Origin of the sequence: Chryseobacterium indologenes, assembly GCA_016025055.1 — a bacterium.
Classification (GTDB): domain Bacteria; phylum Bacteroidota; class Bacteroidia; order Flavobacteriales; family Weeksellaceae; genus Chryseobacterium; species Chryseobacterium indologenes.
In genome coordinates this window covers 4,576,288-4,597,325 of record CP065590.1, presented here as the reverse complement: position 1 = coordinate 4,597,325, position 21,038 = coordinate 4,576,288, and the positions used below count along the sequence as shown (strand labels likewise).

22 protein-coding genes are annotated in these 21,038 nt (G+C 37.9%); 13 read left to right on the top strand and 9 right to left on the bottom strand.

Translation table 11 applies throughout. From position 1 onward, the window contains the following. Positions 1-124: 124 nt before the first annotated feature. The gene (locus H3Z85_21265; protein QPQ51725.1) at positions 125-415 is read left to right on the top strand and encodes a DUF4142 domain-containing protein; all 291 of its coding nucleotides are present in this window, start codon (positions 125-127) and stop codon (positions 413-415) included. Further along, positions 400-612: a DUF4142 domain-containing protein gene (locus H3Z85_21260; GenBank protein ID QPQ51724.1), complete on the top strand. Its 213-nt coding sequence runs from the start codon at positions 400-402 to the stop codon at positions 610-612. Before H3Z85_21265 ends, H3Z85_21260 begins: the two co-directional genes overlap by 16 nt. A gap of 162 nt (positions 613-774) precedes the next feature. On the opposite strand, the gene H3Z85_21255 is transcribed toward H3Z85_21260, so the two are convergent. The 3 genes from H3Z85_21255 to H3Z85_21245 all read right to left on the bottom strand — a co-directional run bounded on the left by H3Z85_21255 (position 775) and on the right by H3Z85_21245 (position 2,430). Then, complete coding sequence (locus tag H3Z85_21255) at positions 775-1,233, bottom strand: PA2169 family four-helix-bundle protein (GenBank protein ID QPQ51723.1); 459 nt, start codon at positions 1,231-1,233, stop codon at positions 775-777. Between the two features lie 92 nt (positions 1,234-1,325). Next, positions 1,326-1,817 (bottom strand): DUF421 domain-containing protein, encoded by a 492-nt coding sequence (locus H3Z85_21250; protein QPQ51722.1) that lies wholly within the window; start codon positions 1,815-1,817, stop codon positions 1,326-1,328. A gap of 163 nt (positions 1,818-1,980) precedes the next feature. Continuing rightward, a complete protein-coding gene (locus tag H3Z85_21245; GenBank protein QPQ51721.1) occupies positions 1,981-2,430 on the bottom strand; it encodes a PA2169 family four-helix-bundle protein in 450 nt (149 codons plus the stop codon). 662 nt (positions 2,431-3,092) lie between these two features. On the opposite strand from H3Z85_21245, the gene H3Z85_21240 reads away from it, so the two are divergent. Together H3Z85_21240 and H3Z85_21235 are read left to right on the top strand one after the other, a co-directional pair. Continuing rightward, positions 3,093-3,905: a hypothetical protein gene (locus H3Z85_21240; protein ID QPQ51720.1), complete on the top strand. Its 813-nt coding sequence runs from the start codon at positions 3,093-3,095 to the stop codon at positions 3,903-3,905. Positions 3,906-3,979: 74 nt separating this feature from the next. Beyond that, on the top strand, positions 3,980-4,588 hold the full coding sequence (locus H3Z85_21235) for a ferritin-like domain-containing protein (protein ID QPQ51719.1): 609 nt from the start codon (positions 3,980-3,982) through the stop codon (positions 4,586-4,588). Positions 4,589-4,872: 284 nt separating this feature from the next. On the opposite strand, the gene H3Z85_21230 is transcribed toward H3Z85_21235, so the two are convergent. After that, positions 4,873-5,469, bottom strand: coding sequence for a Crp/Fnr family transcriptional regulator (locus H3Z85_21230; GenBank protein ID QPQ53970.1), 597 nt, complete (start codon positions 5,467-5,469; stop codon positions 4,873-4,875). Positions 5,470-5,687: 218 nt separating this feature from the next. Between H3Z85_21230 and H3Z85_21225 the strand changes: the two genes are divergently transcribed. From H3Z85_21225 to H3Z85_21200, 6 genes are read left to right on the top strand one after another with little or no spacing between them, the layout of a single operon-like run. After that, complete coding sequence (locus H3Z85_21225) at positions 5,688-7,163, top strand: response regulator (protein ID QPQ51718.1); 1,476 nt, start codon at positions 5,688-5,690, stop codon at positions 7,161-7,163. Positions 7,164-7,167: 4 nt separating this feature from the next. Next, complete coding sequence (locus H3Z85_21220; protein ID QPQ51717.1) at positions 7,168-10,776, top strand: response regulator; 3,609 nt, start codon at positions 7,168-7,170, stop codon at positions 10,774-10,776. 15 nt (positions 10,777-10,791) lie between these two features. Beyond that, the gene (locus tag H3Z85_21215) at positions 10,792-11,157 is read left to right on the top strand and encodes a response regulator (protein QPQ51716.1); all 366 of its coding nucleotides are present in this window, start codon (positions 10,792-10,794) and stop codon (positions 11,155-11,157) included. Beyond that, positions 11,158-11,988, top strand: a complete 831-nt coding sequence (locus tag H3Z85_21210; protein ID QPQ51715.1) for a protein-glutamate O-methyltransferase CheR — start codon at positions 11,158-11,160, stop codon at positions 11,986-11,988. A 10-nt stretch (positions 11,989-11,998) separates the two neighbouring features. After that, on the top strand, positions 11,999-12,577 hold the full coding sequence (locus H3Z85_21205; GenBank protein QPQ51714.1) for a chemotaxis protein CheB: 579 nt from the start codon (positions 11,999-12,001) through the stop codon (positions 12,575-12,577). A 20-nt stretch (positions 12,578-12,597) separates the two neighbouring features. Then, positions 12,598-12,969: a response regulator gene (locus tag H3Z85_21200; protein ID QPQ51713.1), complete on the top strand. Its 372-nt coding sequence runs from the start codon at positions 12,598-12,600 to the stop codon at positions 12,967-12,969. Positions 12,970-13,030: 61 nt separating this feature from the next. Here the strand turns inward: H3Z85_21200 and H3Z85_21195 are convergent, their stop codons facing one another. Beyond that, positions 13,031-13,330 (bottom strand): hypothetical protein, encoded by a 300-nt coding sequence (locus tag H3Z85_21195; protein QPQ51712.1) that lies wholly within the window; start codon positions 13,328-13,330, stop codon positions 13,031-13,033. A gap of 162 nt (positions 13,331-13,492) precedes the next feature. Here H3Z85_21195 and H3Z85_21190 point away from each other — a divergent pair, with 162 nt between their 5' ends. Together H3Z85_21190 and hemH are read left to right on the top strand one after the other, a co-directional pair. Continuing rightward, positions 13,493-14,776 carry a deoxyribodipyrimidine photo-lyase gene (locus tag H3Z85_21190; protein QPQ51711.1) on the top strand — a complete coding sequence of 428 codons (1,284 nt, stop codon included), beginning with the start codon at positions 13,493-13,495 and terminating at the stop codon, positions 14,774-14,776. A 30-nt stretch (positions 14,777-14,806) separates the two neighbouring features. Beyond that, a complete protein-coding gene (gene hemH / locus H3Z85_21185) occupies positions 14,807-15,835 on the top strand; it encodes a ferrochelatase (protein QPQ51710.1) in 1,029 nt (342 codons plus the stop codon). Positions 15,836-15,931: 96 nt separating this feature from the next. On the opposite strand, the gene H3Z85_21180 is transcribed toward hemH, so the two are convergent. Next, positions 15,932-16,525, bottom strand: coding sequence for a Crp/Fnr family transcriptional regulator (locus H3Z85_21180; protein ID QPQ51709.1), 594 nt, complete (start codon positions 16,523-16,525; stop codon positions 15,932-15,934). Between the two features lie 220 nt (positions 16,526-16,745). Between H3Z85_21180 and H3Z85_21175 the strand changes: the two genes are divergently transcribed. Beyond that, positions 16,746-17,420: a MarR family transcriptional regulator gene (locus H3Z85_21175; protein QPQ51708.1), complete on the top strand. Its 675-nt coding sequence runs from the start codon at positions 16,746-16,748 to the stop codon at positions 17,418-17,420. Positions 17,421-17,554: 134 nt separating this feature from the next. Here the strand turns inward: H3Z85_21175 and H3Z85_21170 are convergent, their stop codons facing one another. The 3 genes from H3Z85_21170 to H3Z85_21160 form a co-directional block, all read right to left on the bottom strand. After that, positions 17,555-18,250 carry an ABC transporter ATP-binding protein gene (locus H3Z85_21170; GenBank protein QPQ51707.1) on the bottom strand — a complete coding sequence of 232 codons (696 nt, stop codon included), beginning with the start codon at positions 18,248-18,250 and terminating at the stop codon, positions 17,555-17,557. Positions 18,251-18,377: 127 nt separating this feature from the next. Then, the gene (locus H3Z85_21165; protein ID QPQ51706.1) at positions 18,378-19,589 is read right to left on the bottom strand and encodes a DUF3526 domain-containing protein; all 1,212 of its coding nucleotides are present in this window, start codon (positions 19,587-19,589) and stop codon (positions 18,378-18,380) included. Beyond that, entirely contained in the window at positions 19,590-21,035 is a 1,446-nt protein-coding gene (locus H3Z85_21160) for a DUF3526 domain-containing protein (GenBank protein ID QPQ51705.1), read from the bottom strand. Positions 21,036-21,038: the final 3 nt, after the last annotated feature.

Genomic DNA, 21,038 nt, shown 5'->3' with positions numbered 1-21,038 from the left:
TTAAATTTATTATTATGAAAAATTTTGTTGTAGCAATTTTTGCTTTGGCCGCTTTGGTAGCCTGCAAAAAAACGAAACCCCGTCTTCCGGAAATACCACTGTATCTCCATCAGCTGAATCAGGGATGACGGTAAGTGACTCGACGAAGATCTCAACCCCAACTGATACAATCAATTCTCTCAGCGATCAGGATAAGGAATTTGCAGATGATGCTGCAAAAGGAGGGATGCTGGAAGTTATGCTTGGCAAACTGGCAGAAACCAATGCTTCTAATCCAGCGGTAAAAGCATTAGGAGCAATGATGGTTAAGGATCATACTCAGGCTAATGATGAGCTCAAAAAGTGGGCATCCACAGTAAATTATAATTTACCGGCAAATCTTGATACTGAGAAACAAAAATGTATGATGACCTGAAAGCTAAAAAAGGTAAAGATTTCGATAAGGCTTATGCAGATCTTATGGTGTCGGACCACCAAAAAGATATAGAAGAATTTAAAAAAGAAGCTTCTGAAGGTACAGAAACGGCACTGAAATCCTTTGCGTCTAAAACCCTTCCGATACTAGAACATCATTTAAAAGAATCAGAAAAGGCTAAAGCTGCCGTGAAATAATGTGTTTTTATAATGGGTCGAGTCAATAATATCTTTTTATTATTGAATTCCCTGAATATTATCTTATATCAAATATTGAACTCCTCTTTCTAAGGGGAGTTCTTATGCTATATTGCGAATGATATCCGGGCAATGAGGCGTATCTTTTCGGCAGGTTATTTATTATTTCTTTTTATATTCTTCAATTTTCTTAAATTGATCATAAGATTGCTTCAGCTGATGAAGTTGCTCAGAGACGATGCTGATGTCTTTTTCACTAAGATTTCCACTGTCTATTGCATTTTGGAAGGCTTCAATGGCTGCTTTTTCACCAAATACCACATTTTCTAACGTAGAATTTTCCAGGTTGCCTAGGGTAAATGAATTTTTAATGTCAATCCAGGTCCTGTGAACAGTACCACTGATGGAAGGAGAATCCTCGGGACTTCCTTTTTTTTCGATAATCAGGTTGATGAGTTCGTTTTTCATAATTTTGGACTGAGAAATCATCCGGTCATAATCATCTTTGATATCGGGGTACATTTCCCAGATTTTTCCTTCCACTTTTGAGAAACCTTCAATTCTGTCATTCATGATATGAAGCAGATCATTGAGTACTGATATGTTTTTCTGATTGTCCATATGTTTTTTTTTAATGGGATTTTTTTCTGAATATAAATAAAGTAGTAGCTGTAATATTATTTTATAACTTTATTATGTTGTTATATAATCATTTAGACGTTTTTCTTTACGACTGTGATTTCTCCGGTAGATTCTACATAAACATATTTGACGAGTTCCGGATTGTCAGTTAAAGCTGATTTTCTGATACCCTGTAAAATATCCTCTTTACATACAAGGGCTTTGTTCATATTGGAAAATAAAAATTGTCCGTCTTTAAAAACCAATATCTTTTTTCCTTCTACTATATGGTTAAAAGATGCTTTTTTTATTTTAAGCCAACTTATGAAACGATGCAGCAATACAATCATCAGGCAGGTAGAGACCACAGGTATAAAGGGAGAAGCGCCAACAACCGCCCGGCTTAGAATGGCGCCAAGAAGAATGACGATAATGTTGTCCAACGGGGAGCGTATTCCAAAAGATCTGCGACCGGAAACCCGTATTAGCAATAGCGCAATGATAAACACAGCAATTCCGCGAGTTCCCATCTGAACGGTATCTAATGAAGTTCCTATACCCCAAATTTTTTCCAGAATATACATAGCAAAATTTTGAAATAAAAATTAGAAATAGGGAAGCTGGAGGTTGTCAATACCATCACAAATCATCTTAGACTTCAAAAATTATAAACTTTTAAGGTTTAAGATATTGATTAAAATACGTGAGCTGTATCACGGCTCACGTATTTTTTTCTGTAAGTCTTATTTATTTGCTTTCTTCCAGGGTTTCAAATTTTCTGTAGGAAGATTTAAGATGATGAAGCTGATCACTCACTACCGTTGTGCTTTGAGGACAAAGATCACCACTGTCTAAAGCGTCTTCATAGGCTTTAATCGCTGCTTTTTCTCCAAAAACTACATTTTCTAAGGTAGATTCAGTCTTATCGCCGGAGAACGAATTCTTTACGTCAATCCATGCTCGGTGTAATGCACCAGCTGTGCTTGTCGTATTATCAGGATTGCCTCCGCGTTCAGTGATGAGCCTGATGAGTTCAGTTTTCATAACCTGAGATTGTGCTACCATCTGATCATAGTCGCTTTTTAGTGATGTGTGGGTATTCCATACCTTATCTTCCACTTTTTTAAATCCTTCAATCCTGTCGTTGGTAATGTTCAGTAAATCATTGAGTACTGACACTGTTTTTTCATTGTTCATATTATTTATTTTAAAGGTGTTTAATGGACTGTAATGCTGTCTGTATCATCTGGTCGACAGTAATCCCTAATATAAGTATTTCCGAAAGCTTTAGCTGCAATATCAATGAATATCAAAGCTACAGAACTTTAAAATCACAGCCTATGATCGTGATCATAAGTCCGATATATCAGGGTGAGTTGTATAATAATAAACCCTCCGGAAAAGGAGGGTTTATCAGTGCTAGAACAAAAAGTAATGATGAAAATTTAGTAATATCAAATGTATTGATAATGTATTTTATGCATTATGAGTACAATCATAATGTTAATTTTTATGTTAAAAATGAGTTTTTGTGGTATATGTGTGAAAAATAAATCATTATTATGATAGTAATCATAAAGCGTGAGGTCTGAAGTCTCTACCTTTGACTCACACACATTACAAAATTTATTTACTATGAAAGTACTTATAATACCTATGTTGTCTACGGAGTATTTACGTACACATCATTAATCTAAATGTAAAAGACCGTGTAGTTTTCTTTTCGGCGGTCTTTTTGAAAAATGCCATAAGGTCGGGCATTACATAAATAATGATAGAACATCCAACTGTTATTGCTGTCTAATACTAGTCACGGCTGGCAATAATCATCACTAAATATTAATATAAAAAATTCAGTTATGAACACTAGAAATTCAAGAAACCGCAGTTCAAGAGGAGGATCAAATTCATCAAGTAATCTTGAGGAAGTTTATCAATTAGGATATGATCATGGGTATAACGATGCATCTCAGGATGAAGATTATGATGATGATTTCTCAGATTATGAAAATTATTTTGATGACGACTACGATAACGATTATGATGACGACGAAGATTACGATGATGACGAAGATTATGATGACGATTATGATGACGACGATTATGAAGATGAAGATGATGATGACGACGACGATGATAACCGGGGTGGAAGAAGCCGTGGAAACAGAGGAAATGGAAATCAGCAGAGAGACAGCCAGGGTAGATTTACTTCCGGAGGAGGAAGAGGAGGTTCCCGCGGACGTTCGGGTTCTGGCTCTAGATCCGGTTCTGGCTCTGGCTCACGTTCAGGCGGCAGGAGTAGATCATCTTCTTCAGGAAACGGTACTTCAAGAAGAGGTTTTGCATCTATGAGCAAAGCTGAACGTACAAGAATTGCCAGAATGGGTGGGGAAGCCTCTCATGGAGGTGGAAGATCATCAGGTTCAGGCTCAAGATCAAATTCAGGAAGCTCAAACTCCGGTAGAGGAGGTTCAAGATCCGGTTCCGGTAACGGTAACAGTTCAGGTCGTGGCTCAAACTCAGGTAACGGTACTTCACGAAGAGGTTTTGCATCTATGAGTAAAGCAGAACGTACCAGAATTGCAAGAATGGGCGGACAGGCATCCCACGGAGGTGGAAGGTCATCAGGGTCAGGAAGATCCGGTTTTGGCGGCAGACGTAACAATTCATAAACCATTTATAAGATTACCTCTTTACTCATTATAAAGAGGTAATCTTTTTAATTCATACAACATTTATTAATATTATGGCAACGAAAATATTAGACACCAACAGCATAACAGGAGCATCGGAAAGCATTTCTGCTACCACCAAGAAACCTTCAGCCACAAAGGCCAAGACAGATACTGAAACAAATGAAAATTCCAGCCTTCATCAATTTTTCCTTTCAGCATTAAAAGATATTTATTTTGCTGAAGATGCCATTATAGAAGCTTTGGATAAAATGCAGGAAGCAGCTACCACAGAAGAATTAAAGGATGCGTTTGAAGATCACCAGCTCCAGACCAAAAAACATGTGAGCCGATTGGAAAAAGTATTTAAAATCCTCGAAGAAAAAGCTGAGAAAAAAGAATGTGAAGCAATAAAAGGGATCATCAAAGAGGGGGAAGAAATAATAAAATCTACAGACGACGGCTCAATGACCCGCGATGCTGCTTTGATAATCGCAGCACAAAAAGTAGAACATTATGAAATTGCAACCTATGGAGGGCTCGTTCAGATTGCCCTTACCCTTGGATATGACAAAGCTGCAGATCTTCTGGAACAAACATTAGTGGAAGAAGAAGATACAGATGAACATCTTACCGAAATCGCCGAAAACTATATCAATTTTGAAGCAGAGCAGGAAGATTAATGTTCATATAAGTAAACCACATATTCATACGATATGTGGTTTACTTTTATATGATCCCGGATTAAATGAGTGCATAAACTGGCTATACAATATTCCAGACACATCATCTTATGGAAGATTATTTCACAGGAAGAAAAGAATGCAGAAAAGACGGAAATAATGACATACGGTATTATTATCTAAAATCCATACGTCATTCTCGTTGACTACAAGACCTATTTTATCCTTAGCTTTCTGTTCTTTGATCAGTAGAATGATGAAGTAAATTCAATGATCCCCTCGAATTAATAAAGAATCCTCCGTCCGTCAAGTTTTATCGTTTGATTATTGACCATTTTTTTGATGGTCCTTATTACTGTTTCCACTCTTAAGCCCGTAAGGTCAGCGATTTGCTGGCGGGTGAGCTCTACCGGAAAGCATTGCTGGCAATCTTTGTCATAATAGCTTTTCAGATATTCCATCAGACCCTGTAAACGATGAACCGGATCCGAAGAAGCCATATGGCGTACCATCAGACTGTTGTAATACAGTCTTTGGGATAAGCAGGCGTTCATTTCCAGAGAAATGTCAGGGTTTTCCTTGAGCATTTGCAAAAAATTACTTTTCGGCATTCTGATGAGTTCCGTAGTCTCCAGACTTACCGCATTAGTAGGATAAAGCCTGTCGATGAACAAAAGCGGATCTCCAAAACTTTGATTTTTGCCCAGAATATTCTGAATAAATTCTTTTCCGCTTTCATGAAATGTATTCAGCTTTACTTTTCCGCTGGTAATCTGAAAATAATAAAGCGAATGCTCACCTTCTTTGTAAATAAACTCTTTCGGTTTAAATCTGATGTTTTCTCCACCAAATGATCGAAGAATATTTTCATCGATATTCATGCAGCTGATTGTTTTTTTCATAGTCGTATTTTTTCCGGAGATAAAATTTTTTCTAAAAATTACAGTAAACAATTTCAATCCTTATGCCATTCATATTTTTATTGCAAAATGTGGTATGAAATGCCTATTCATAATAATTTAAAAATTACTGTTTTTTGAAATATTGTCAGTATTTTTGAAGCTAAATTAGCTATAACTAATTATTGATTTTAACTTCTATGATTTTAATTGTTGATGACAACCAAAGTAACCTGTATTCATTGCAAAAGTTACTTGAATCTAAGGATTTCCATGTAGATACAGCAGGTTCCGGTGAAGAGGCTCTTGGTAAAGCACTAAAAAATAACTACGCTCTGATTATTTTAGATGTTCAGATGCCGGATATGGATGGTTTTGAAGTAGCTGAAACGCTGGCTGATTACAGTAAAACCAAAGAAGTTCCCATTATATTTTTGTCTGCCGTTAATACAGATAAAAAATTTATAACACGGGGTTATGCCTCCGGAGCTAAAGATTATGTGACAAAACCGGTAGATCCTGAAATTCTATTGCTGAAGGTGAAAACATTTTATAACCTTCAGGAACAGAATATTGCGATGAAAAAAACGCAGCAGAACCTGGAGCTTGAAGTAAAAGGAAGAAGGGAATCCCAGGTGACAATGAAGTCTCAGCTTGACCATTTTCATCTGATGCTGGAATCTCTTCCTCAGATTGCATTTACTGTAAAGGCAGATGGAAACATTGATTTTGTTAATGGCAAATGGTACGACTATTCAGATTCCGAGCAACATTTTCCCAAAACTCATCCCGATGATTTAGACATTCTGGAAGAGTTTGAAAGAGCCAGAAAGAGAGGAAAGTCTCTGGAGCTGGAAGTGAGAATTAAAAATGTACGTTCCGGAGATTACCGATATCATTTGCTTCGTGTTACTCCGGTGCATGATGAAGGCCATATTAAAAACTGGGTAGGAACCTTCACCGATATTGACGGGCAAAAGAAGGCCGAGAAGGAAAAAGACGAGTTTTTAAGCATTGCGAGTCATGAATTAAAAACACCTTTAACCAGCATTAAAGCTTACATTCAGCTGCTTGACAGGAAACTGAAATTGGATAAAGACAGTTCAGAGGCAGGATTCGTAGCAAAAGCACAAAATCAGATTGAAAAACTCAATACGCTGATCACAGACCTGCTCGATGTCTCCAAAATTGAAAACGGCAAGCTGAAAATTAATAAAAAACCGGTTAATCTCGAAAATGTCATCAGTAATGCAATTGATACCATTCTTCAGACTCATGATGAAAATAAAGTGAAAATTGAACGCCATGGTGTAAAACCGGATATATTGATTCCGCTTGACGAAATCAGGATCGAACAGGTGCTTATCAACTTTTTAACCAATGCCATCAAGTATTCTCCCAATAATAACCAGGTGATTGTCACTACTTTTGTGGATAAGGAAGCCCAGGAAGTAAGAGTCAACGTAACGGACTTTGGAATCGGTATCCCTGACTTCAAACAGGAAGCCGTATTTAAGAAATTCTACCGTGTAGAAGAATCTTCACTGCAATTCCAGGGGATGGGAATCGGATTGTTTATCTGTTCTGAAATTATCAAGCAACATCACGGAAGTGTGGGAGTTTCAAGTATTATTAATGAAGGCTCTACCTTTTACTTTACCTTACCATTAAATTGATTTTATGCCAAAAAAAATTATACGGAACCTCCAGGTCGGAATTGGTCTTTCGCTTTTGATCTTAATAGCAAGTTCAGTGGCTTCCTATTGGAGTATTCAAAACCAGATGAATCACAGGGAAAGTCTTTCCAAAAGCAGACGTTCGGTAACGGCTGTAAAAGATGTTTTGGTTGCTCTGTTGGATGCCGAAACCGGAAACAGAGGATATCAGCTTACCGGTCGTGAAGACTTCCTGGAACCTTATAAACGGGGAGTAAGAGAATATTCAAAAGCGTTGGTGCTTGCTGAATCTTTAGGCGTACAGGATAAAAATCAGCAGGAAAGACTTACCGCTTTAAAAACAGCTGTTAGGCAGGTAATGAATAATCTGAAAAATCTCGTTGAAAACAGACGAAGAGGTATTATAATGACCCAACAGCAGATCATCACCAGTAAAGTAAATATGGATGAATGCCGTAAGCTGGTTCGTGATTTTATACAATACGAAGAAAATCAGGTTGAATTCAAGAATAAAGACTTAAGCAGATCTTCCAATACAACTGTTCTTTTTATCATTTTTTCGGCCGTAGCAGCGGTGGTAGTGACGGCATTTTTCTACTTTAAAATGCGGGCAGACCTTATCAGAAGGGATGAGCTTGAAAAAATACTGAGAGATAAAGATCAGGAAATGACAAGGCGTGTAAGCGCTATCCAAAAAATTGCCAACAGGGTATCCAATGGCGATTATAGTGAAAAAGTAGTTGATAATGCCGAAGATGATCTGGGAGACCTGGTAGAGTCTTTAAATCATATGACTGAATCCCTGAAAGCTTCTTTTGAAAAAATAAATAAAAGCGACTGGCGCCAGAAAGGCCTTGCTTTACTGAATGAATCCCTTGTGGGCAACAAATCGGTGAAAGAAGTCTCAGACAGAGCGCTAAGCCAGCTTATCGACTACGGAAAGTGTATTAACGGATCATTATACCTTTATGACGAAGGTCTTCTGAAGCTTAATAAAGCATTTGGACTGGAAGCGAATATGAAAAAGGTATTTGAGCCGGGAGAAGGAATGGTGGGCCAGGCTTTTATGAATGCTAAAACACAGGTCTATAACAATCTTCATCAGGAAGATTTTGTCGTAACCTTTGCCAGCAGCTCTATCAAGATCTACGGCATACTCTTAATTCCTGTTTTTGCAGACGGCCATGCCATTGGCGTAATGGAATTAGGATCCACATCCAACTTTGACGAAGACAGAATCAGTTATTTTGAAGAATGTTGCATCAACATAGGAATTGCTCTAAACGCTGCAAAAGGCAGGGAAAAAGAACAACAGTTACTGGAAGAAACCCAGGCACAATCCGAAGAATTACAGGTTCAGCATTCCGAGCTTGAAAACCTGAACACCGAACTGGAAGCACAGACACAGAAACTTCAGGCTTCAGAGGAAGAATTAAAGGTGCAGCAGGAAGAACTGATGCAGGCCAATGCAGAATTAGAAGAGCGCTCAAGATTACTGGAAGAGAAAAATCACCTGATTGCCGAACGTAATAATGAAATTCAGAAAAAAGTGGAGGAGCTGGCCCTGAGTACCAAATACAAATCCGAATTCCTGGCTAATATGTCCCATGAATTGCGTACTCCGCTCAATTCGATTCTGCTTTTATCCCGACTGATGGCCGAAAATCCCGATAAGAATCTTAATGAAGACCAGATTGAATCTGCCAATGTGATTCAAAGCTCAGGGACAAGCTTATTAACTCTTATTGATGAAATCCTTGATCTGGCAAAAATAGAATCCGGTAAAATGACCCTTGAATATCAGGATGTAGTGATTGAGGAAGTGGTAAAAGATTTAAAAAGTCTTTTCAACCCCGTATTTCAGGAAAAAGCACTTCAGTTTAATATTCAGATCGATTCGGATGTTCAGAAGGTAATTGAAAGCGACCGTCTGAGAATCGATCAGGTATTGAGGAATTTATTGTCCAATGCTTTGAAATTTACCACGCAGGGAAGCATTGGTTTACATATCAGAAAGCATGCTGAAAAAGCCAATTTTATTATGTTTTCCGTGAAAGATACGGGAGTAGGAATTGCTGAAGATAAACAAAAAATCATTTTTGAAGCCTTTCAGCAGGCAGACGGATCCACAAAAAGAAAATTTGGAGGTACCGGTTTAGGACTGTCTATCAGCAGAGAAATTGCAAGACTTCTTGGAGGAGAATTGGTTTTGAAAAGTGAACTTAACAAAGGCAGTGAGTTCAGTTTTATCATTCCGGTACATGCCGTTACCGAAATTGTTCACAACGAGACAGATCAGGATCTGGTAGAGATCATCCGCGAAGATGTAGAAGAAATTCAGCATATTCTCGGAGATGAAGATACAGAGCATTTTCACCTGAATTCTCCGGAAATTCCTGAAGATGTAGCCGATGACAGAGACCATATCCAGGATGGCGACAGAGTTATTCTGATTATTGAAGATGATATCAATTTTGCAAAAGCGCTGTTAAAATATGCCCATCTGCAAAATTATAAAGGAATTGTCGTTGTACGCGGAGACCATGGACTGTCTGCTGCACAGAAGTATAAGCCGAATGCAATTTTGCTTGACGTTCAGCTTCCTGTAAAAGACGGATGGGAGGTAATGGATGAGCTAAAATCTCATGCTGCTACCAAACACATTCCCGTTCATATGATGTCTGTACTGCATCTCAAAAAAGAAAGTCTGATGAAAGGCGCTGTCGATTTTATCAATAAGCCGGTTGCTCTCGATAAAATGACGGATGTATTCAGAAAAATTGAAGATGCCCTTAAGAAAGGGCCTGAAAAAGTATTAATCGTTGAAGAAAACGCTAAACATGCCAGTGCTCTGTCATATTTCCTCAGCAACTTTAATATTTCTTTGTCCGTGGAACACAATGTCGAAGACAGCGTAAAAGCCTTAACCTCCGATGCGGTGGACTGTGTCATTCTGGATATCGGAAATTCAAAAGGAAACGAATATCAGGTTATTGAATCCATAAAAAGTAATGAAGGACTTGAAAACCTTCCGATTATTATTTTCACAGGACAAAACCTATCCAGGGAAGAAGAACTGAAGATAAAACAATACGCAGATTCTATCGTCGTAAAAACAGCACATTCATACCAGAGAATCCTGGATGAAGTAGGTTTATTCTTACATTTGGTGGAAGAAAAAAATAATTCCCCTGAAAATAATTCTGGAAGAGTATTAGGATCTTTAACCGAAGTGTTGAGCGGGAAAAAAGTCCTGATTACCGATGATGATGTCCGCAATATTTTTTCGTTAACCAAAGCACTCGAAAAGTACAAAGTTGATGTCATTGTTGCCATGGATGGTAAAGATGCTCTTAAGCAGATTCAGCAAAACCCTGATATTGATGTGATTTTAATGGATATGATGATGCCGGAAATGGACGGCTACGATACCATAAAAGAAATCCGGAAGATGCCAGCCTATAAGCGCTTGCCAATTATAGCAGTGACGGCGAAATCGATGATCGGCGAACGTGAAAAATGTATCACTGCAGGGGCTTCAGATTATATCTCCAAGCCGGTGGATATTGATCAGTTATTGTCATTACTTCGCGTTTGGTTATATGAAAGTTAAACAGATAAAATTCTGATGAAAAAGAAAATTTTAATTGTGGATGATGATCCACGCAATATATTTGCATTAAAGCTTACCTTAAAGGCTCGCGGATATGCTATTGAAAGCTGTATAATGGCTCAGGAAGCTTTCGATATCCTGAAGTCGGACTCACAGTTTTCTGTGGTCCTGATGGATATGATGATGCCCGGAATTGATGGCTATGAAGCCACCAGGATCATAAGAAGTACACCAGAAATAAAAGATATTCCTGTTATTGCCGTTACTGCACAGGCTATGCCTGAAGACCGTCAGAAATGCATTGATGTTGGGGCCAACGATTATGTGTCTAAACCAATTGATGTGGATCTTTTAATAACAGCAATAGAAAAACTGACATAAATGCTGGAACCGAGTATTGTAAAAGATGAAGAAGTAGAACACCTGATCAACGATGTCTATGAGATGTACGGCTATGACTTTTCGGGTTATAGCAGAGCTTCCTTTAAACGAAGAGTTAACAGGATCTGCCTGCTGGACCGCTTTACAAGTTTCGCTGAACTTCGATACACGATCATGAACGATCCGGAATATCTGAAACGTTTTGTGGAGGAAGTTACAGTGAATGTTACCGAAATGTTCCGTGACCCTGCCTTTTTTAAAGCTTTAAGAGAGAAAATTTTACCCCAGCTGGGTACCTATCCGCTGATCAGAGTCTGGATCGCCGGTTGCTCTACAGGGGAAGAAGCGTATTCTATGGCTATTCTGCTCAAAGAAGCAGGCTTGTACCATAAATCATTGATCTATGGTACCGATTTGAACCCTTCGGTACTGGAAACTGCGAGAGCAGGCGTTTTTCCTCTGCAGCAAATGAAATTGTATTCTGAGAACTACATCCTGTCAGGTGGAATAAAAGACTTTTCTGATTATTATACCGCCAATTATGACAGTGTGAAATTTGATAAGAGTTTGCAGGAAAAACTCATTCTTTCCACTCATAATCTCGTATCAGATAGTTCTTTTAACAGTTTTCAGCTGATTATCTGCCGGAATGTTTTGATCTATTTTGACAGAGAACTGCAGGAAAGGGTTTTTAAACTCTTTGACAACAGCCTTGAAAATCTGGGTTTTCTGGCTTTGGGTGCTAAGGAAACACTTAGATTTTCCACGATCGATGAAAATTATCATCAAGTAGAAGAACAGAAAATCTGGAAAAAGCTGGATCATCATTAATACCTTTGCCATGAAGCCACAAACAAACATAGAACTGATCATCATCGGTGGATCCGCAGGCAGTTTGCAGGTCATTATTGAGATGATCAAGAAATTGAATGACACCCTTACAGTTCCGATGGTACTGGTACTTCACCGCAAAGCCCAGTCAGGTAATATTCTGCAGACTTTACTGCAGCAGTTTACCAGGATACCGGTTGTAGAAATTGAAGATAAAACAGAGGTCAGGGAGAATACCATATATATTGTTCCTGCTGATTATCACGTATTGTTTGAGAATAGGAAAAATATGTCACTCGACAGTTCGGAAAAGATGAATTATTCCCGTCCGTCTATAGATGTTTCCTTCAGGTCGGCAGCAGAGATTTACGGCGAGAATATGATTGCTGTCCTCTTATCGGGAGCTAATGCTGACGGCGTGGAAGGTTTAAGTCATATTAAGAGAAACAACGGAAAGGTCTGGATACAGGATCCGGAAACCGCAGAAGTGGACTACATGCCCAGACATGCCAAAGAAGAAATTGATTATGATCTCATTATAAAACCCGCTGACTTGGCAGATTACATCAATCGATTATCATACAACTGAATAAAGACAATATAAATAAAATGAGTAAAAAGAGAATTTTAATTTTTGACGATGACACTGCTATTTTAGAAGTCGTGACTATCATATTTGAGGAGAACGGGTATGATGTCAAGATTTCAGAGACGTCTCATGATATTATTGAGAAAGTTGCAGAGTACAAGCCGGACGTTATTCTTATGGATAACTGGATTCCGAAAATCGGAGGAGTGGAAGCGACGAAACTTCTTAAGAGCAATGAGGAGTTCAGGCATATTCCCGTGATTTACGTAACGGCAAATAACGACATCGTTGCTTTAGCAGCTGAAGCTCAGGCGGATGATTATGTTTCAAAACCTTTTAATCTGGATGATCTGGAAGAAATTGTTGCCAAGCATATGAAAGAACAGGCATAAAAAATCTATACAGGCTGACCATATGAAATCTCTCAAATTTTTGAGGGATTTCTTTATGAATTTATTCCCCGTCTTTCAGAAGTTCTAACGTTTTTGTTACTTGGTTTTTGCTGAGAAGTCCGGTATTTATTTTATGAATCAGGGACTGCATTAAAAAATAAAGGTCCGGATTCATAATGATAACCTCAGAAAATGTTTTGACGAGAATTAATTTTTTTGAGACAATATTTTGTGCAATGACGTATTCATCGCTGAGGTTAATATCAAGATTCAATTCCTTTTTGACTGTTAAACGGAAATATTCATCAATAATATTTTTGTCTCTCACCGGATCTACGAGATCAGTTTCTATATTATCCATATTATAATTATTAGTCTGATTAATTATTCATCAAATTTTATACCGTATAAAATAATTAGTGTATTACTAAACTTTTAATTAGTTTTAATAGTATATTTGTATCTCAATTTACAAAACCTTTGAATACAGAACGGTAAACTCAGATTTTTTATTGAATAAATTATGAATAAAGTAAATGTTTTTTGGTTCAGGAGAGATTTGAGGCTCAGAGATAATATAGGACTTCACCATGCGCTTAATTCGGGGCTGAAGGTAATTCCGGTTTTTATTTTTGATACGGTGATTCTCGATCAGCTCCGTGATAAAAGCGACAAAAGGGTAGATTACATTCATCAGGCATTGCAGAATATTCATGAAGAATTGCTACAGCATCAGTCCGGATTGTATGTATATCACGGAACTCCCGCCGAAGTTTTTGAAAAAATAAAGGATGAATTTCCCATTGATACTGTCTTTTGTAACCGGGATTATGAGCCGCAGGCTATTCTGCGTGATCAGCATGTTGCGGAACAGCTTTCTCAACATCAGATCCATTTCAAAGATTTCAAAGACCAGGTTATATTCGAGAAAAATGATATTGTAAAAAATGATGGCTCTCCCTATACCGTTTTTACTCCTTATTCAAAAAGATGGAAAGAGAAGTTAAAAAAGATTGAATCTGTTACCAATACATGGACAAATTTTGCATCGTATAAAGGCTCTTCAGAAATTCTTTCGTTGAAAAAAATCGGATTTGAAAAAACAGATATTGAATATACTTTGCCTGTTTTGAATAAAAACATAATAGATTATTACGGAAAATATCGTGATTTTCCAGCCCTGGACCATACTACACATCTGGGGATCGCCCTTCGCTTCGGGACTGTTTCGATCAGAAAATGTGTACAATATGCCTCTGAGCATAGTGAAGTGTGGCTTAATGAACTGATCTGGAGAGAATTTTTTATGCAGATTCTCTATCATTTTCCAAAAGTTGTACATCATTGTTTTAAAAAGAAATATGAAAATATAGCCTGGAGAAATAATGAAGAAGATTTTAAGGCCTGGTGCGAAGGTAAAACCGGATATCCCATCGTAGATGCCGGAATGCGGGAACTTAATGAAACAGGATTTATGCACAACAGGGTACGAATGATTACAGCAAGTTTCCTTACCAAACATTTGCTTATCGATTGGCGTTGGGGTGAAGCCTATTTTGCTGAAAAATTATTGGATTATGACCTGTCAGCTAACAATGGAAACTGGCAGTGGGCAGCCGGTTGTGGCTGTGATGCCGCTCCTTATTTCAGAATATTCAATCCGTATGAACAGGCAAAAAAGTTTGATAAAAACGCCGAATATGTGAAAAAATGGCTTCCCGAAAATTATAAAGAAGAACCGGTTATAGAACATACACTTGCAAGAGAACGGGCATTGAAAACCTACAAAGACGCTTTGGCAGACTAAATATAAATTGACTATTAAAAAATACAAACATTGGCTAAAAAAGGAATTTTACTGATTAATCTTGGGTCCCCAAGATCTACGGCTGTAGAAGATGTAAAGGAATATCTTGACGAATTCCTGATGGATGAAAAGGTAATTGATTATCGCTGGATTTTCAGAGCACTTCTGGTACAGGGAATCATTTTGAAAACCCGGCCCGCAAAATCCGCTGAAGCATATAAAACGGTATGGACAGACGAAGGCTCTCCTCTGATTGTGATCACCAAAAAAGTTCAGCAAAAACTTCAAAAAAGAGTGGATGTACCGGTAGAAATTGGCATGCGATATGCGGAACCGAGTATTGAAACAGGAATCAGAAACCTGGTTGAAAAAGGGGTATCAGAGATTGTTCTTTTCCCATTGTATCCGCAATATGCGATGAGTACCACTGAAACGGTGATTGAAAAAGCGGAAGAAGTAAGGGAGAAACATTTTCCTGATGTGAAGATTAATTATATTCAGCCTTTTTACCATCGCGAGTTGTATACCGATTGTCTGGCAGAAAGCATTCGTGAGAAACTTCCCTTAAATTTTGATGCCTTATTATTTTCTTATCATGGCGTTCCCGAACGTCATATTTACAAGACAGACCCTACCAGAACCTGTAATCTGAATGATTGCTGTTCCAAAGAAACTAATCCCAGCCACCCTTTTTGCTATCGTCACCAGTGCTTTAATACCACCGAAACTGTTATTAAAAAATTAGGTCTTCCAAAAGATAAAGTTATTGTCTCCTTTCAATCGAGATTGGGAAAAGATAAATGGATCGAACCTTATACAGATCATACGTTGGAAACCATTCCTGCCAAAGGCATCAGGAACCTGGCAATAGTCTGCCCGGCTTTTGTTTCCGACTGCCTGGAAACTTTGGAAGAAATATCTGTAGAAGGAAAAGAACAGTTTATTGAAGCGGGAGGCGAAACCTTTACGTATATCCCGTGTTTAAATGATGAAGACCGCTGGATCAAGGTTATTCAAACCTTATGCGAAGAAAAACTCGATCAGTTTTATCTGGTGTAAACAGCGTTTGCTTATTGTATATGAAAGTACAAAAAGAGCTATATCTCTATTGGATATAGCTCTTTTCGCCGGATCAATCTTAGGCAATTGTACATTTCAGTAAAATATTTTTCTGTTGTGAACTTTTACCAGATTGATGTTATGCATTTTCTTAATGGTCCTGATCACAGTTTCGACACGCAAGCCGGTGAGGTTGGCTAATTGCTGGCGGGTAAGCGGAATCTGAAAAGAATGTTTATGATGATCATGATCACCTTTGAGACAGTCCATTACTGTTTTGATCTTTAGTACCGGATCCGGTGAGGATACATTAAACAGCATCACATATTTGTAATATAACCTGTCTGCAATACATTTAAACATTCTGGAAGACACATCCTGGTTCTGATTCAGTAAGTTGAAAAAATCTGTTTTGCAGAGCTTAATGACGGTACAAGCCGTCTTAGCTGTGGCGTTGGTAGGATAGACCTTATCATCAAATAGAAACGATTCTCCAAAACTTTGACCGTCAGACAAAATATTTTGGGTAAACTCCTTGCCGTCTTCATGATAATTATTAAGTTCAACAATACCATGACTAATCTGAAAATAAAACTTGGGCAGATTACCTTCGTGAAAAATAGTTTCATTTGCTTCAAAGGTTTCATAATTTGCACCATAGGCCAATAATAAATCTTCACTTATTATCATGTCTGAAATTTTTAGAGGTTAATAATGATTGTTACGTTAAAAATTATAGACAAGACATTACAAATAATAAACCATAGCCGGTAAGAATTTGTAAAAAATATACCATATTTTGTTAGTTTTACATAAAAATATAAATCGATATTGAAGATTTTGAATAATATTAAATACAAAATAAACTATAAACTATAAAAGAAGTATATTTGTAAACTATTTAATTAAAATGAATTATACACTTATCAAAGACTTTATGGTATTGCTGGAAGAGTTTGAAACAGAAGTTCAGGCCCGGCCAGACTCCTATCCCGGGACTCTTCAGGGATTTAAGACATGGATGTTTGATAAAGAAAATCCCGTACTACAGGACAATCCGGATGAACCCTACTGGGAAGGCAAAGAAAATGGGCGTACCCCTGAAAGTGCCATTAATACGTTACTTGTTCATCTCAACCGATACGCAAAGACCTATTCAAAATCGGCCATTGCAAATTCTGAATTTTCAACCCAGGAAGACTTTATTTATCTGATCAATCTGAAGGCTTTCGGACAGATGACCAAAATGGAACTCATTAAAAAGAATATTCACGATAAACCTGTAGGAATGTTGATCATTGCCCGACTGCTCCGCCAGGGCTGGGTAGAACAGATTGAATCTGATATCGATAAACGCAGTAAACTTATTCATATTTCAGAAGCTGGGCTGGTTGCCTTAGAAAGGCAGATGGAAAAAATTCGTAAAGCGACCAATATTGTTGCGGGAAACCTTTCCCACCATGAAAAGATGGATCTCATCCGTATTCTGAATAAACTGGATCGTTTTCATTACCCGATTTTCTCCAGAAATATACAACCTAATGAGCTTATAGCAAAAGTATATGAAGAGTACTCTATGGGATAAAACTGACCCGTATGAAAATTAATACGGTTAATTGTTAAAACTTATGAGCCGTAAAAAATGCCAAATGGTTTTCCCGTTTGGCATTTTTAATGGTAACATCTGATAGATGAATAGGCTGTGAAAAGAAACAGGGATTACATTGTTTTAAGATATAGCTCCTGTAATTCCTGTGCTGTAAATGCTTTGGAAGGTACATTTTGCACCAGTTCACCCTGCTTCATGATCCCAATATGCGTGGCTACACTTGCTGCATTAAAAATATCATGAGTTGCCATCAGAACCGTTCTGCCTTCTCTGCCCAGCTGACGCACAATTTCTGTAAATTCTGCAGTAGCGATCGGATCGAGTCCGCTCGTAGGCTCATCCAGGAGAAGTACTTTTGCATCTTTGGCAAGAGCAATGGCAATTCCTACTTTTTGGCGCATTCCTTTTGAATATCCTCCCAATGCTTTATGATGCGCTGTTTCCTGAAGGCCGGTACGCAGCAGTAATGCTGATAATTCTTCTTTGTGATAAGTAAATCCAGCAATTTTAGAGAAAAAGTCAAGGTTCTCTATTCCTGTCAAATTTGGGTATAAAAGTACTGTTTCCGGAATATAGGCTAAATGCTGCTTGATCTTTTGAGGATGATCTTTTACCGAAATACCATTGATAAATGCATCACCGGATGTGGCATTAATCAGTCCCAGAATAATATTGATTGTAGTACTTTTGCCCGCTCCGTTTTGTCCCAGAAGCGCAAATATTTCCCCTTTCTTTACTTCCAGATTAAGGGAATGAAGGGCTGTAAAGTCGTTGTATTTTTTATGTAAGTAGGTCGTTTTTAACATAGTTTTCTGTATTTGTTTTGTGAAAGGATGATAAATAAGGTAATGAAAATCAGATAAGGCAGGAAAAGTGGTATAAGCTTTAAGCGCTCAGAAGCACTGAATACTTGTATAATCTGCCGGCTCCAGTCTATAGAATCGGCATTTTTTCCTGAAAAAATAAGCGGATAAAAGAATAATCTTTTTCTTCATGAAATTTTCTCATTGCAGAAGAATATTGTAAATGATTGTTCATATCAGTTTTTGCCAGGTGACTCTCCACAAGCTGAGTATGAAGATTCGGGAGCAGATAGCCAAGATAAACAGCGGCATCATTTCTTTTTTGCATTTTCTCCGTATACTCTTTTGAAGATTCTGAAGATTCAAGATCACCCATATGCTGCATAGCGTAATACCAGGTCCAGCTGAAAGAGTCATTTTCTTCAACGATAAAATTTCTGTATTGGGGATACACTTTGTAAAACTTTTCCATAGTAGGACGTTTGGCCTCATCCCATTTATTATGATAGCCGTCTCTTTGCTGTATTACCGCTTTCAGCGATTCATGCACAGGATACATCTTCTGAATCAGAATATTGCTGCTCATGGGAATAATAAAATTCATGCTTACCCATACAATAAGCAGTATCAATGCATTTTGGGCAGATGATTTTCTAAAGGAAATAACCCAGCGGCACAAGGTAAACCAAAATACAATATAAAGCCATCCACTGACCATAAAAGCGATACAATATTTGTTTAAAGGTATTTCTATCCAAACTAAAGCAATAATGAGCAAAGCCACGTAAACTGAAGAGATTGCCAGAAACCGTATCAACATCTTATGGTCCATTATTTTTTTTAAATTTCCGCTTTGTACGGCCAGAAGCTTCCACGTTCCCCTTTCTTCTTCCTCAGAAATCAGGTTATAGCAAAACGCCACAATAACCAATGGAAAAAGGAAAACCACAACGAAACTAAAGTCGAAATTTCCTGCCGCAGCATTAGCCGGATTATAAAAATCTGAATTGTATCGCTGTTCCTCCAGATTTCGGATGGTTACTCCCTGTATGGAAGGATTCAGGTCTCTCATGCCGATATTTAGAGCAGCCAGTCTGGGAGTTTCATTAACCAGGTTAAATTTGATGTAATAAAGAACCAGACCCAGATCATCCTTATGAAATCTGGTATTCCTTTCGATACTTTCCCTTTGAAATGTTCCGCTTTTTGAAATGACATCCTCATTTCGATCCAGAAATTTTTTCCCGGTGAAAATTGCCATAAGGCCTGCCAGAAATAAAAATAACAAAGCAATGGTGTACGCTTTATTGCGATAAAATTGGGTATATAAATAATGATTCATTTAGATTAATTTTAATTTTCTTCCACTTATTTCAATTACGGTGATGCATATAATCAACCATACAAGCAATGCAATTACAGGTATTGACTGTTTTTTTATACTATCAGACAAAGAAGTATACTGATAATCAAAATCCGGGAATTTCTTCCAGTTATCATGATCAATGATCGCAGGCGGACCGCCTTTTTCCGGTTTTATATTGCTGATGTGCTCAATCTGCAGATCATTTAGATGTTGAGCCATTTGATAACGGTATTTTTCAGCCTGTTTTTGAAATTGGGTATAAGAGAAAAAGTCTGTTCCTGTAACCATCATGGAAAAATTTTTGATGGCAATTGCCGGGTTGATAAACCCTGAAATATCTGTAAGATCCTGTTGTTGCTGATACAGGTCCTGCAGTTTTTTCTGGTGCCTGATATAGATGGATGAACTTATTTTTTCCCCTTCTTTCATTACAAATCCTCCATAGTTAAAAGGGAGCTCGTTGGTCGTGCTTACCTTATAATAAGCCAGTAAAGAATCTTTGATTTTTTTAAAATGAGGGTCATCGGGATTATGACTGTCTCCTGCTTTTAAAATATCCTTTTCGAGATGGGTCTCAAAAGCAATTCGGGAAGGAGCCGGATAGAGGTTGTGTGCGGCAAACTGAATTCCTTTCGGTAAAATAATGATGAAAAGAAGCCAGAAACCGATAAGGCTGATCAGTGCTGAAGAAGTAGTTTTACTGTTGGCAGAAACAACAACGGTCAACGTACTGATGAAAAAATAATAGATCATATAACCCGGTAACAAAAAAGACAATCTTTGTAAAATATCAGCCAGGCCTGTAGTCCCTGACATGGATGCAGCTAAAAAAACAACGGGAATCACCGGAATCAGGAAACATAGAGAAAAGAACCAGAGTCCCAGTATTTTTCCCCAGATAAGATCTCTTCCTGAAGCCCCCTGGACACTGATGATTTTTAAAGTTGCATTCTCCCGTTCCTGTACAACTAAGCCAAATCCGGAAAAAATAATAATCAGAGGAACTATACTCTGCAGGATAAATGCGCTGCTGAATGCTCCGAATCTGACCAGAGTGCCTGAGCTTGCGGCTTCCGAAAGATTGGCGGTGTTCTGTTTATGAGCCTCCAGAAATATGACGTTTCCAAGATAATCATCCAGTCCGTTATCAAAAATACTCAGAGGATGACCCATACGGAAAACCAGATAACCATAATGTGCCATACGGTGAGGATGCTTATCGGGCCTGTGTTCCCAGTTTTCCCGGACCTCTTTCCGGTATTCTTTTATTTTTGAAAAATTATCAGTGTACTTTGTATATCCTATGCCAATGCTCAGCATACAGAATAGGAGTACAGTGATCGTGATAAGCAGGTTTTGCTTCCCGTTAAACAGGTCCTGCCAGGTCTTTTTTACGATCAGTTTTACATTTGAAATCGCCATAAT

What these genes read in the sequence shown, in the direction of transcription:
- H3Z85_21165 (QPQ51706.1), bottom strand. Translation starts at nt 19,589, where the DNA reads ATGAATCATTATTTATATACCCAATTTTATCGCAATAAAGCGTACACC.
- H3Z85_21210 (QPQ51715.1), top strand. Translation starts at nt 11,158, where the DNA reads ATGCTGGAACCGAGTATTGTAAAAGATGAAGAAGTAGAACACCTGATC.
- H3Z85_21240 (QPQ51720.1), top strand. Translation starts at nt 3,093, where the DNA reads ATGAACACTAGAAATTCAAGAAACCGCAGTTCAAGAGGAGGATCAAAT.
- H3Z85_21230 (QPQ53970.1), bottom strand. Translation starts at nt 5,469, where the DNA reads ATGAATATCGATGAAAATATTCTTCGATCATTTGGTGGAGAAAACATC.
- H3Z85_21245 (QPQ51721.1), bottom strand. Translation starts at nt 2,430, where the DNA reads ATGAACAATGAAAAAACAGTGTCAGTACTCAATGATTTACTGAACATT.
- H3Z85_21195 (QPQ51712.1), bottom strand. Translation starts at nt 13,330, where the DNA reads ATGGATAATATAGAAACTGATCTCGTAGATCCGGTGAGAGACAAAAAT.
- H3Z85_21260 (QPQ51724.1), top strand. Translation starts at nt 400, where the DNA reads ATGTATGATGACCTGAAAGCTAAAAAAGGTAAAGATTTCGATAAGGCT.
- H3Z85_21175 (QPQ51708.1), top strand. Translation starts at nt 16,746, where the DNA reads ATGAATTATACACTTATCAAAGACTTTATGGTATTGCTGGAAGAGTTT.
- H3Z85_21190 (QPQ51711.1), top strand. Translation starts at nt 13,493, where the DNA reads ATGAATAAAGTAAATGTTTTTTGGTTCAGGAGAGATTTGAGGCTCAGA.
- H3Z85_21160 (QPQ51705.1), bottom strand. Translation starts at nt 21,035, where the DNA reads ATGGCGATTTCAAATGTAAAACTGATCGTAAAAAAGACCTGGCAGGAC.
- H3Z85_21200 (QPQ51713.1), top strand. Translation starts at nt 12,598, where the DNA reads ATGAGTAAAAAGAGAATTTTAATTTTTGACGATGACACTGCTATTTTA.
- H3Z85_21170 (QPQ51707.1), bottom strand. Translation starts at nt 18,250, where the DNA reads ATGTTAAAAACGACCTACTTACATAAAAAATACAACGACTTTACAGCC.
- H3Z85_21250 (QPQ51722.1), bottom strand. Translation starts at nt 1,817, where the DNA reads ATGTATATTCTGGAAAAAATTTGGGGTATAGGAACTTCATTAGATACC.
- H3Z85_21225 (QPQ51718.1), top strand. Translation starts at nt 5,688, where the DNA reads ATGATTTTAATTGTTGATGACAACCAAAGTAACCTGTATTCATTGCAA.
- H3Z85_21180 (QPQ51709.1), bottom strand. Translation starts at nt 16,525, where the DNA reads ATGATAATAAGTGAAGATTTATTATTGGCCTATGGTGCAAATTATGAA.
- H3Z85_21205 (QPQ51714.1), top strand. Translation starts at nt 11,999, where the DNA reads ATGAAGCCACAAACAAACATAGAACTGATCATCATCGGTGGATCCGCA.
- H3Z85_21215 (QPQ51716.1), top strand. Translation starts at nt 10,792, where the DNA reads ATGAAAAAGAAAATTTTAATTGTGGATGATGATCCACGCAATATATTT.
- H3Z85_21220 (QPQ51717.1), top strand. Translation starts at nt 7,168, where the DNA reads ATGCCAAAAAAAATTATACGGAACCTCCAGGTCGGAATTGGTCTTTCG.
- H3Z85_21235 (QPQ51719.1), top strand. Translation starts at nt 3,980, where the DNA reads ATGGCAACGAAAATATTAGACACCAACAGCATAACAGGAGCATCGGAA.
- H3Z85_21265 (QPQ51725.1), top strand. Translation starts at nt 125, where the DNA reads ATGACGGTAAGTGACTCGACGAAGATCTCAACCCCAACTGATACAATC.
- H3Z85_21255 (QPQ51723.1), bottom strand. Translation starts at nt 1,233, where the DNA reads ATGGACAATCAGAAAAACATATCAGTACTCAATGATCTGCTTCATATC.